The organism is Deltaproteobacteria bacterium (assembly GCA_016210005.1).
Classification (GTDB): domain Bacteria; phylum Desulfobacterota; class Binatia; order HRBIN30; family JACQVA1; genus JACQVA1.
Map to the genome: position 1 here is coordinate 1 of JACQVA010000057.1, position 11,878 is coordinate 11,878.

Annotated in this window: 7 protein-coding genes; 1 reads left to right on the plus strand and 6 read right to left on the minus strand. The window is 66.2% G+C overall.

The window, feature by feature from the left end; translation table 11 throughout:
- Positions 1-88: 88 nt before the first annotated feature.
- The 4 genes from HY699_06145 to HY699_06160 form a co-directional block, all read right to left on the minus strand.
- Positions 89-3,898, minus strand: a complete 3,810-nt coding sequence (locus HY699_06145; GenBank protein ID MBI4515381.1) for a protein kinase — start codon at positions 3,896-3,898, stop codon at positions 89-91.
- A gap of 155 nt (positions 3,899-4,053) precedes the next feature.
- Positions 4,054-4,824 carry an outer membrane lipoprotein-sorting protein gene (locus tag HY699_06150; protein MBI4515382.1) on the minus strand — a complete coding sequence of 257 codons (771 nt, stop codon included), beginning with the start codon at positions 4,822-4,824 and terminating at the stop codon, positions 4,054-4,056.
- A gap of 46 nt (positions 4,825-4,870) precedes the next feature.
- On the minus strand, positions 4,871-6,175 hold the full coding sequence (locus HY699_06155) for a GAF domain-containing protein (GenBank protein MBI4515383.1): 1,305 nt from the start codon (positions 6,173-6,175) through the stop codon (positions 4,871-4,873).
- The gene (locus tag HY699_06160; GenBank protein MBI4515384.1) at positions 6,175-6,855 is read right to left on the minus strand and encodes an HAD family phosphatase; all 681 of its coding nucleotides are present in this window, start codon (positions 6,853-6,855) and stop codon (positions 6,175-6,177) included. The genes HY699_06155 and HY699_06160 overlap by 1 nt, the downstream gene beginning before the upstream one ends.
- Positions 6,856-6,897: 42 nt before the next feature.
- On the opposite strand from HY699_06160, the gene HY699_06165 reads away from it, so the two are divergent.
- Positions 6,898-7,395, plus strand: a complete 498-nt coding sequence (locus HY699_06165; GenBank protein ID MBI4515385.1) for a response regulator — start codon at positions 6,898-6,900, stop codon at positions 7,393-7,395.
- A 19-nt stretch (positions 7,396-7,414) separates the two neighbouring features.
- Here HY699_06165 and HY699_06170 read toward each other — a convergent pair whose 3' ends face one another.
- Together HY699_06170 and HY699_06175 are read right to left on the minus strand one after the other, a co-directional pair.
- Entirely contained in the window at positions 7,415-8,839 is a 1,425-nt protein-coding gene (locus HY699_06170) for a metallophosphoesterase (GenBank protein ID MBI4515386.1), read from the minus strand.
- Between the two features lie 5 nt (positions 8,840-8,844).
- Positions 8,845-11,586: an MMPL family transporter gene (locus tag HY699_06175; GenBank protein ID MBI4515387.1), complete on the minus strand. Its 2,742-nt coding sequence runs from the start codon at positions 11,584-11,586 to the stop codon at positions 8,845-8,847.
- Between the last annotated feature and the right edge of the window lie 292 nt (positions 11,587-11,878).

An 11,878-nucleotide genomic window follows, 5' to 3' on the forward strand; every position in this document is an offset into this window, starting at 1 on the left:
GGCCTCGATGCGCATGCGAATCGCATCGATCGCACCGACCGGAAAAACCAACCCCGCCGCTTCCACCACCGCCGTCACGCATGTACGTCTACCGCAATCCAACCTCCGTGTCCAGAGGCCACAAGTCGGGCAGGGTCAGGGCTATGTCGAGGGCTTGGTTCAGCAGATCGAGCCCCTTAGCGCGGTCGCCGGGTGCGTTCCGCGCCAGCAGCATCTGCGCGTAGTCTGCCTGCGTGTGGGCCGACGCCTGCCGCATTCCCATGCGTGCGTTCATCGCGAGCGCGTCCTCGAAATGCCGCGCCGCCTCATCGGTCCGGCCCAGCGCGGCGGCGAGGAGACCGAGGTAGCGCGCGCATGACCCCCAGACGGCGACCGGGCTTGCCGTAACGTTGAGCCGGGCGAAGGGCAGGAGCAGGGCGTGCAGGGTCTCGGCGCGGCGTGCGTCGCCAAGGAAGGAGGCGACCTCGGCGAGATAGGCGACACTGTAGAGCCACGCCGAGTTCCGCGGCAAGTCGGCAAAATCGTTCGCGGCGAGACCCTCGAACTCGCTGCGCGCCTGCGCCGCGCGCCCCTGGTCCATGTATGCCACGGCCAGCCCACAGCGAAGATTGTGGCCGATGGACGGGTACATGGCAGCGGCACCGCTCAGGGCCTCCTCTGCCTCTTGAGCTCGACCCTGCTCGACGAGGAGAAGCGTGATCTGTATCCCGAAAACGAGGGCCGCGTTCCGGTTCTGCGCTTCCTGCCCCATTTGCAGGGCTTGCTGCGCCAGCGCCTCCACCTCTGGCAACCGTCCTTGGACGAAAGCCAGCAACACACGGGTGATGGCCATTCCCCACCTGTAGTAGGGTTGCCGGAGGGATTCCGAGAGGCGAGAGGATTCCTCGAACTCCTTGATTGCCCCTGCCATGTCCCCCCGCTCGATGAGGTCCCAGCAGAGAAAGATCCGACCCTCTGCCGCCATCGCCCGATCGCCGGCCTTCCGGGCCAGCTCGATAATCTCATTGGCGAAGGCGACTCTTTCGGCCAGGGTTTCCGGAACCCACAGCGCCCAGTGAGTACTTCGCAGCGCAAAGGCGAGGACCACTGGATCACTGAGGCGCCGGGCCATTTCGATCGCCTCGCGACACAGCGCCTCCCGCCGCTCGTACGGATCCGAGAAGGTGATCTCCTCGGCCAGGCGGCTGAGCACGCGGGCGCGCAGCGGGTTATCGCCTTGCGGCAGCGCCGCGAGCGCTTCTTCCAGTAATGCGACCAGCGTCTCGTCGCGGATGACGGCGGCAAACGCCGGCAGCGTGCCGCCGTAGTCAAGCACCGCCCGCGCCAGCGACTGGGCATCGCCGAGCTTGCGCGCAAGGTCGGCTGCCTGGAGGGCTGTCTCCTTCGCCCGGTCGTACTCGCCCGCCCGCCACAGCGTCTCGCTCAGCGTGAGCAGCATGGCGCACTTGCCCGCCTCACTGTGCTCGCGCAGCTCCAACGCCTGCAGGGCCAGTTCGTACTGCCGCGCCGCCTCCTCGTACGCCATCAGCTCCGCCGCCCGGTCCCCGGCGCGCACCGCGTAGCCGATGGCCCGCTCCACATCCCCGCCCTGCGCCGCCTCGAAGAAGTGATACGCCAGCTCCGCCAGGTGCGGCTCCGGGTGCGCGCCGTAGAGCTGCTCCAACGTCTCGCCGATCTGGCGATGCAGGCGGCCGCGCCGGGTCGTGCTCAGCTCGTCATACAGCGTCTCGCGAATGAGCGCGTGCGAAAAAATGTAGCGCCCGCCGCTGCGGGGAAGCTCCGTCACGACGCGCGCGGCCACCGCCTCATCCAACACCTCCAGCAGCCGGTCGCCTGACAGATCACTCATGCGTTCGAGGACATCGAGCCCGAATTCACGCCCGATCACCGAAGCGGCGGTCAGCACACGGTTGCACTCCGCCGACAGGTGATCGAGCCGACGGCCCACTACCTCGCGCACACTCTGGGGGATGCCGACGCTCCACGACTTCACCTGCTCCGGCTGCTGCAGCCGCCCATCCGCCACCAGCAACCGCACCACCTCGTTGACGAAGAAGGGGTTGCCCTCCGTTTCCTTGTAGACGGCCTCGACGAGGGCCGCCGGCGGCTTGATGCCGGCGGTGATCTCGATGAACCGCTCGACGTCACGCTCGCTGAGACCGCGCAGGAGGATGCGCTGGCTCAACTGCTCGCGCGTCAGCTCCCCCAGCGTCTGCGAGAGCGGGTGCTGGCGGCGCAGATCCACATCCCGGTACGTGCCGAGCACCAGCAACCGCGCCCCGCGCAGCTCGCGGGCGAGGAACTGCAAGAGCAGCAGCGACGGTTTGTCCGCCCAGTGCAGATCGTCGAGGATGAGAACCAGCGGCTGGGCGGTAGAAGCGTTCTTGAGAAACGTCGTGATGCTGTCGAAGAGCCGAAAGCGTGCCTGTTCCGGGTCGAGTCGTTGCGGCTCGGGCAGGCCGGGCAGGCGCTGGCGCACCTCCGAGACCACTTGCGCGATCTCGGAGGCGCCCGAGCCCATCTCCGAGAGCAGCGCGCTCGGGTCGCGGCCGTGGACGTAAGTGCGGATCGCCTGCACCCAGGGCCAGTACGCGGGTGCCCCTTCACCTTCGTAGCAGCGGCCCCACAGAATCTGGGCCTTACGCAACCGGGCGTAGGTGGCCAGCTCTTCCGACGTACGTGTCTTCCCGATGCCCGGCTCACCCACCAGCAGGAGCAACCGCCCGTGCCCCGAGAGGGCGTCTTCGAACCCGGCGCGCAGCTCGTCCATCTCCCGCTCCCGCCCGACGAAGATGCCGCTCGCCAAGCGATCGAGCGGGTTCACCTCCGCCGCCGGCCGCTCGCCGCTGGCCGTCTTCGGAGCGGCGAGCGCCGCCAGCGTCTCGCGCACTGCCACCGCGCTCTCCGGTCGCTCCTCGGGCGCCTTGGCGAGCAACCTCAAAATCAGCGCCTCGAAGGCACGCGGCACGTCGGCGTTGTGCCACGTGGGCGCGACCGGCGGCGTGTTGATGTGCTGCGAGATCACCGCCACCGCATCGTCGCCCAAGAACGGGGGGCGCCCCGTCACCATCTCATAGAGCATCGCCCCGAACGCGTAGAGGTCGCTGCGCGCATCGGGCGCGCGGCCGAGGGCCTGCTCCGGCGGCATGTACGCGACCGTGCCGACCATCAGGCCTTCGAGCGTCAACCGGGAGCGGTCGAGGGCGATGGCGAGGCCGAAGTCTCCCAGCTTCGCCGTCCGGTCCTCGGTCAGCCAGACGTTGCTGGGCTTGAGGTCGCGGTGGATCACGCTGTGCACGTGCGCGTACTCGAGGGCTCGACACACGTCCTCGGCCAGGCGCAGCGTCTGCTCCATCGGCAACCGCCGCTTCTCCGCCCGCTGCAGCAGGTCGTCTATCGAGCCGCCGCCCATGTACTGGCTGACGATGTACGGCTGCCCGGCCTCCTCGCCCACGTCGTAGATCGTCACGATATTCGGATGGTCACCGAGGCGGCCCATCGCGCGCGCTTCACGGCGCACGCGAGCGAGTCCGGCTTCGTCGAGACCTTCGGTCTTGATCAGCGCCAGGGCAACATCGCGCTCCAGCCGGCTGTCATGCGCGAGGTACACGCGCTTCTTCCCGCCCTCACCAAGGAAGCGTTTCACCTGGTATCGACCCGCGGCGAAGGTGGCGGGCACGGCCGGCGCCGGTGCAGACGGGCTCGGTGGGACGCCCGCCGCAACGCCCGGGGTAAGGCGCTGCCCGCAGCCGCTGCAGTAGGCGCTGTCGGGCGGGTTGCTGCGCTGACAAGTCGGGCACACGGCGGACAGGCGCATGCCGCAGCCCGAGCAGAAACCTGCGTCGGCTGGATTCTCCCGCCGGCACGACGGACACCCCAATTGATCACGCGTTTCCATCGCCGACTCGCTTCGCCGCCGACCACTGTGCTTGCCCCCATACCCCAGCCCGCAGGCAACGAGCAAGCACCGCCCCGGCTGCGATGAACGACACGGCGCGCGGGGGCCGTCTTGGGGGTCCGCAGGATCTGCGGCCGGAGAGCATTCGATCTCTACTAGCGGATCAGGTACGCCTTGTGAAACATCTCATCCGACAGCTCGGCGTTGTACTTGATCTCAGTAATCTCGAGCCGCGACTGCGTGTTGTCGTGCACGTTCACCATCTGCTGCACCAGCGGGGTCCACAGCCCGTCGATCTTCTCGATCTTGTCGATCGTCCAGACCTTCCAGAGCTTGCCCTTCTGGTCGAAGAACTGGCTGCGGGTGACCACGAGATCCGCGGGGTCGACGGCGACGACGGTCTTGCTATACAGCTCGCCGGCGGGCGCCTTCGGCACGCTCTCGACGAGTTTGCAGTGGCGGCCGCCCACGTCTTCCTCTCCAACGAAGGCGTGCTGAAAAGCATTCAGGTCCGGTCGGACCATGTCAGACACGTAGAAATCGGAGCCGAGGAACGCCTGCTTGCGCACTGTTTCCGAGACGCGAATGCTGCGCTTCATCATCGGCACGTAGAGCCATTGCTCGTCGGCTCCCTGCGCTCGGTCGTAGAGCAAGAAGCGCGTGTCCTTGACGTCGAGCGGAGCGGTCACTTCCATGTAGGTGGCGTCCGCGTCATCGACGCGCTTGAAGCTCAGCTGCAAATCGCGAACCCATCCGCGCGTGGTCGACGACAGCTTCACTTTGGCGAAGAACGGTACCCGCGGCACGGCATCGATCATGCGTTGCAGCAGCTCGCGGGCGGAGCTGTCGTCGGCCCTTGCGGCCGTCGGCAGTGTCCACAGCAGGGCGCCCAGCAGCGCCGCGAAGCGCACGTATGTCCACGTCATCTTCGTCCCTCCTTCAGCACGAGAGCACCGTGCAAGTTGCGAGAAGTCACGTCGCCGTCCCCGTTGGCAAAGTAATTCGGAACGTGGTGCCGCGGCCGGCCTCGCTGTCCACCTCGATCCGTCCGCGGTGTTCTTGAACGATGCGGTAACAAATGGCAAGGCCCAGGCCGGTACCCACGCCCACCCCCTTTGTGGTGAAGCCCGGGTCGAAGATATGAGCGCGATGCTCGGGAGGAATGCCACGGCCCGTGTCGCTGATTTCGACGACCACGGCAGCGGGCCCAGCACGGGTGCGAATGCTGATCGTGCCGGGCCCGTCGATCGCTTGGGTCGCGTTCACCAGGATATTGAGAAACACCTGGTTGAGCTGATTGGCATGACAGAGCAAGAGGGGGAGCTGGCCGTAGGCGCGCTGCACGGTGATGCGGTTCTTGGTCAGGTGGGTGATGAGGGCCAGGGTCGAGTCGAGCCCTTCGTGCAGATCGGCGGGCTTGCACTCGGCTTCGTCCAGGCGAGAGAAGTTGCGCAGGCTGCGCACTATCGCATCGATGCGGCGGCAGGCGTCCCGGCTCACCGCGGCCATGCTAGCAGCGCGGTCGAGGTAGCGCAGCGCCGATTCGCTGAGAGTGGGGTCAGTCATCGCCTCCTTGATCTTCGCCAGGGCGCGAGCGACCAGGTCGGTATTGCTCGCCACGGCGCCGAGCGGGGTATTGATCTCGTGGGCGAGGCCGGCCACCAGGTCGCCGAGCGCCGCCATCTTCTCCGACTGCACCAGTTGCATCTGCGTCTCGCGTAGTTCGGCGAGCGTGCGGCCGAGCGCGGCGGTGCGCTCTTGCACTTCTTCCTCGAGGTGTTCGTAGAGCCGCGCATTCTCGATCGCGACGCCGCCCATGCCGGCGAGAGCTTCGAGTAGACGCTGGTCGTCGTCGGAAAAGGGGCCGCCGCGGCGATTGAGCACCTGAATAACGCCCGTGATCCGGTCACGGGCGCGAAGCGGCACGCACAAGATCGACCGGGTGGTGAACCCGGTGGCGGCATCGTAGCGTTGCCCCTGCCAGCGCGGATCGCCGGAGGCGTCCTCGATGCGAATCGGCTCGCCGGTGGCGGCCACGCGACCGCTGATCCCCTGGCCGAGCGGAACGGAGAGCGTCTGCAGCTTGCCCGCACCCGCGCCGAGCGCGACCTCCCAGTGCAACCTGTGCGTCGCCTCGTCGAGCAACATCACGGAGCACGCCTCGGCATCGAGCACGCTGCGCGCCCGCTCCATCATCGCCTCGAGCAGGTCGCGCAGGTGCAGGGTGCCGCACAAGGCCGCGCCGACTTCGAGGAGGATCGAGAAGGCGTCGCTCATTACCGCAGTGCTTCGGGGTGCAGTTCGTTGACGTGCTCGATGACGGCGTCCGCCAGCATCAGCGCTGCGGAGTCGTTATGGGTGGTGACGCCGATGCAGCGCATGCCCGCCGCGCGGGCGGCCATCAGGCCGAGCGGCGAATCCTCGATGACCACGCAGTCTGCCGCCGAGAGGGATGAACCCAGGCGGCGGTTCACTTCCTGCAGCGCATGGAGAAACGGGTCGGGGGCGGGCTTGCCGGCACGCACGTCCTCCGCTCCGACGATGGCGGCGAACAACGAATGCACCTCGGCGTGCCGGAGAACGGGCTCGATCTCGTCACGAAAGGCCCCCGAGGCGATGGCGAGGAGAAAGTGGGGATGCAACCAGCGGATGGTGTCAGCCGCGCCGCAATACATCGCCGCCCCGGGTGACAGCCGCGCGTACTGCGCGCGTTTTTCGGCGACCAGCCGATCGAGGGTCGGCGGATCCGGCGTCAGGCCCGCACGGTCACAGAGCACCGTCAGGCAGGCACGGTCCGGCAAACCCAGGAATCCAGCAAAGTATTCGGTCCGCGACAGTGGCGCCCCGACACTTGTCGCGACCGCCTGCAGCGCGGCGCAGTGCAGCTCCTCGGTGTCGGCAAGCACCCCGTCGAAATCGAAGATCAGCGCCTGCACCGGCACACCGCCGAGCTTCACGAGCTTGACACCCCGGCGGTTGCCTGATTATCGAACACCTTGATGGAGACCGCGGAGAGCCGATCGACGATCCTGCTGGTGGATGACGAGCCGACGGTGTGCCAGAGCCTCTCGGCCCTGCTTGAACTGGAGACCCCGCACCAGGTACTGGTCGAAACTTCCCCGCAGCGGGCGATCCAGCTCGCCAAGGTCACTCCGCTCGATCTGGTCGTTTCCGATTTCCTGATGCCCGAAATCGATGGCATCGGCCTCCTGCTCGAGATTCGCGGCCTGTATCCGGATAGCACGCTCATACTCCTGACCGGCTACGCCGACAAGCAGAATGCCATCCGCAGCATCAATGAGGTGGGCATCTTCCACTACATCGAGAAGCCGTGGGACAACGACGATCTTCTGACCATCATCCGCACCGGGCTCGACAAGCGCCTGCAATTGCACCGTCTGCATGAACGCGCGCGCGAACTGGAGGCGCGCGTCCGGCAACTGGAGCAGCGCAACCTCGAGCTGGAACACCGCCTGGCAGTGTTGGGCGGCAGGTGACCAGAGCGGATCGCGCTCGTCACGGATCGCCTCCGAACGGCTCCGGTTTTTGCTCGCTCCGGTTCCAGCGCCAAAGGCGCGCCAGCCGCCCGGCGCTGTCGCCACTGACCGTCAAGTGGACGAAGTGCGCCTCTCCGCCCTCGGGCACCCATGTGCCGACGTTGAGGTAAGTGCGGCCGCCGGGCAATGGCCATTTCCCCGCTTCGTGGGAGTGGCCGAAGACGACAAACGGTACGGCCAGGATGGCGGCGATCCGCCCAGCCGTGCGCAGTAGCTGCGCCGCCTCGGTAACCCGCCGAAAGCGGAGGGCGCCCCAATAGGCGATCAGCCCGATCAAGGCCGCGGCACCAGCGAGCACCAGCGAGCCGACCCGAGCCGGGTACCAGATCAGAACGAACACGGCCAGAGCGGCGATCAGCACCGCGCCGGCGATCAAGTCGAGCGCGAGGAAGCGGGCGGTGGCGAGGGCATCACGCATCACCGGGGCGGCCCGCAATGCGTCGAGCGTCGCCACCGTGCCCGCCGGGAGCCCGAAGCGCTCGTCGGCGGTGGCCACGCGTTGTTCATGGACGGCGCGCACCGCCTGCTCGGCTGCGCGATTCGGGCGTCCGCTCTTGGCCAGAATGCGCAGCACCATGCCGGCGTACAGGCGTAGCGTGCTCGGCAGCAGCGAGAGATTGCCCCGGATCACCCAGCCGATGTACTCGCTGACGGACTTGATGTTCTCCGCCGCCGACGCGTTGATGGTCTTCATCTGGTTGGTGAAGTAACGGATTGCCAGCTCCGAGATGGACATTTGCAGGCGCGTCGAACACTGCGGTACCAGGGGATTGAGGACGTATTGAGAACAGCAGAACGGGTCGTACTGGGAGCCGTGCTCGACATAGAGCACGTCGGGGACGTACCAGAACCATTCGCCAAACCGGACCCGAGCCACCACCGCTTCCTTCATCGTCATGTAACTGACGTCCTCGGGATGATGCTCGGCGATCAAGCGCCGGAAGTGTTCCTGCACTTCGGGCCAGAACATCTCGATGTCGTGGTTCCCTCGCAGCACCACGATCGCGTTGCCTTCGGCGACGAAGCGCGCCAGCGCCAACAGCAGCTGCGGATGCGAGCTGCGCAGGATCGTGTCGAGTTTCCAGCGCGACTTCTGCGCCTCGGTGCCGGCGCCGTAGCGGAACTCGCTGTCGAGAAACGTCGCACCGCGCAGCATCGGCGTGGCCGGATCGGGCCGGTCCGTAATGTAGAGGAACTCTATCAGGTCGCCACCGATGATGAGCAGCCAGCGTCGATCTGCGGCGCGATGGAGGCGATAGTAGCGCAGGAAATCGGCGAATTCCTCGTCGAAGTGGTACAAGCCCGGCGTCGGGTTGCTCCAGCCCCCGCGCAGATGCAGATCGCTGACGACGAGATAATCGACCGGCATCCCTGTCTCTGTCATTGCCTCTACGATCCGGTCGATATCGTGTGCGGCGTGCGGTCGGCCACGGTCGGCGCGTTGGTTCTGCTCTCCAGTCGGTCGCTGAGAATCCGCGTCAAGTTGAGGAAAACCGTCGCCGCGATGCGCGGATAGCGCCGGCGCAGCCGCTGCAAAAAGCGCCCGTCCAGTACCAGATATTCCGTGTCCTCGGTTGCAACCACATCGGCGGAGCGCGGGCGCTGGCGCACCAAGCCCATCTCGCCAATGACCTCGCCGCGACCGAGGCGGCGAATCACGTGCGCCCTGTCGCCCTCGTGGACCTCGGCCCGCCCCGCGAGCAGGACGTAGAGCTCCGGCTTCATCTCGCCGCACCGTGCGATGAAGCGGCCGCGCGCGGCCGCCTCGAGATGCCCCATCAGCACCACCAGTTTGGCCTGAAAAGGCCGCAAGCCGGCAAACAGCGGGATCTGCTTCTCCGGCGCGGGGCCGAGCTTCAAAAACAGGAGATCCCACAAGGTGATGATCTTGGTTGTCGTCACCAAGGCCGGTGTCAAAAACAGCTCCACGAGCAAGGCAATGCCCATGGTGACGCCGGAGAGCAAGCCGAAGTGCAGTACCGGCTGGAAGTTCGAGAGACAAACGATGAAGAACCCGGCCGACAATGCCAGCGTGATGAAGAACGCCGCCTGCCCGACGGAGCCCATGGCGTTGATGATGGCCTGCTCCTGACTGCCCGTCTTGCGCAGCTCTTCGTTGAAGGCGCTGAGGAGATGGATCGTGTCGTCGATGGCGATGCCGATCGCGATCGCGGCGATCATGCTGGTGGAGATGTTTAGGCTGATGCCGCACCAGCCCATCAGGCCGAAGAGCGCCACCGTCGGCACCACGTTCGGAATGAGGGCCAAGATGCCGACGCGGATCGACAGGAACATCAACGACAGCAGTGCCAACAGCACCAACAGCTCCTGCCACAGCCCGGTGATCTGCCCCCACGCCAGCGCATCGGCGGACCGATTGAGCAGCACCACGGTGCCGGTCGGCCGCACGCTGACCCCACGCGGAAACCGCGTCGCGGCGAACGATTGCACGCGCTCCACGAATCCACCGACCTCAGCGGAGCGCGACAGGGAGGTGCGCACGATGATGTTCGCGCGTGCCGCATCAGGGCTGAGCACCGCCTGCAGGTCGGCAGGATCGACGAGCAGTAGGATCTGATCAATCTCGCTTTGCGTCTCCGGCAACGCCGCGGCCGCGTCCGGCTGCAGCGTGCGCCGAACGAGGCGCAGGTAGTCGAGCAGCGACATGGTCTTGTCCACCCCCGGCTGCTGATCGATGAACTCCTGTAGCTCGCGCATCGCGGCGAGCGTCTCCAGACGCGTGACCGACTGGGGGCCGTCGCCGTCGATGACGACGTAAACGGGCTGCGTGCCCGCAAGCCGGCTGGCGATCAGCGCGTTCTCGATGCGGATCGGGCTGCGCGGATGGAAGAAGCCGAGGTAGTCGGTCTCGACCCGAATCCGGGTAATGCCCCAGACGCACAGCGCGAGCGCCGCCAGCCCCCACCACAACACGGCCCGACGATGTCGCACCGCGAAAGCGCCGATGCCTTGCAACCATCGCGGCAACCGGCCACCTGCGGCCTCGCGGGGGGTGCTGATCTTCCTCGGCAGCGGCAGCAGCGTCAGCAGGGCGGGCACCACCGTGAACGCCGCGAGCACGATGGCGGTAATGCCGAAGACGCTGTAGACGCCGAATTCGCGCACGGCGCGGATCGGTGTGAAGATCAGCGTGCCAAATCCGATTAGCGTGGTGGCCGCCGCGATCGCGATCGGCAGGCTCACCTTCTCCATCGCGTGCGCGACGACCTCCGCCTGCGTGCGGCCCGGTTTCAGCTCCAGGTAATACTCGCTGGTCAAGTGAATGCCCGACGCCACGCCGATCACCATCAGCAGCGGATTCAGCACCAACGTACCCATGTTGATCGCGGTCCCCGTCAGCACCATGCAGCCGGTGGTCCAGACCACCCCGATGATCACGGTCGACAACGGAATGAGCACGCCGCGCACGGTGCGAAAGGCAAACCCGAGTACGACGATGACCAGCAGCATCGACAGCGGGGTGAACTTGTTGGTGTCGCCCTCCATCAGGCGCGCGCCGTTGACCTTGATCGTGGGAATGCCGGTGACGGCAAACTGCTCCGGCCCTTGCAGCTCCGCGACCAACCTCCGGATGCGGTCGTCGATGCCCCGTTGCAGGAATTCCTCGTCGCTCAAGGAGTCGAACACGACGCTGATCCCAGCCGCACGACCGTCGGCGGAGACCACGTTCTTTAGGTAGAGCGGATTGCCCAGCACCTTGGCGCGAAAAGCGGCCGCCTCTTCCGGCGTGCGGGGCAACTGCTGCATCAGCCAGCCGGCCGCCAGGCCAAAGTCGCCTATCTCTATGCCCTTGACCGTGGTGAGACCGAGCACCTCACGCACGCCGTCGATCTGCGTCAATCGCCGCGAGAGCTGGTCGATCTTGGCAAGCGTGGACGGCGCGAATACGTCGTCGGCAAAGACGCCGATGACGGCGATATCCTCGTCGCCGAAGACTGCCTTGACGCCATCGTAGTAGAGCTTGTCGGGGTCGTTCGCCGGAAGCAGATTCTCAATCGAGCTATCGACGCGGATCGCGCGCGCGAAGAACCCGAAGAATGCGGTCAGGCCAAGCATGGCCGCCAGGGTAAGGCGCGGCGCACGCTGCGAGATCGCCAGCCAGCGTCTCACGGCGTCATCCCCGACCCGGTGGCGCGGAGTGAGTTCATGTTGCCGGGGACCTTAGCAAAAGTCCGACACGAGAAGCCAGGCCGCCAAAGGCGCCGATCAGGGGGGCGCGACAAATTTGTGGGTAACGTGGTCGGGTGCCGACCCTGATTCTGTTCGGTGTTATGGCCGTCATTCCCGCGAAAGCGGGAATCCAGTTTGGCGTTTGGCGCTATGGACAAGCAGTTCTGCGTTTACATCCTGGCCAGCAAACGGAACGGCACGCTGTACATTGGGGTGACCTCACAGCTAGCAA

What these genes read in the sequence shown, in the direction of transcription:
- HY699_06145 (MBI4515381.1), bottom strand. Translation starts at nt 3,898, where the DNA reads ATGGAAACGCGTGATCAATTGGGGTGTCCGTCGTGCCGGCGGGAGAAT.
- HY699_06150 (MBI4515382.1), bottom strand. Translation starts at nt 4,824, where the DNA reads ATGACGTGGACATACGTGCGCTTCGCGGCGCTGCTGGGCGCCCTGCTG.
- HY699_06155 (MBI4515383.1), bottom strand. Translation starts at nt 6,175, where the DNA reads ATGAGCGACGCCTTCTCGATCCTCCTCGAAGTCGGCGCGGCCTTGTGC.
- HY699_06165 (MBI4515385.1), top strand. Translation starts at nt 6,898, where the DNA reads ATGGAGACCGCGGAGAGCCGATCGACGATCCTGCTGGTGGATGACGAG.
- HY699_06170 (MBI4515386.1), bottom strand. Translation starts at nt 8,839, where the DNA reads ATGACAGAGACAGGGATGCCGGTCGATTATCTCGTCGTCAGCGATCTG.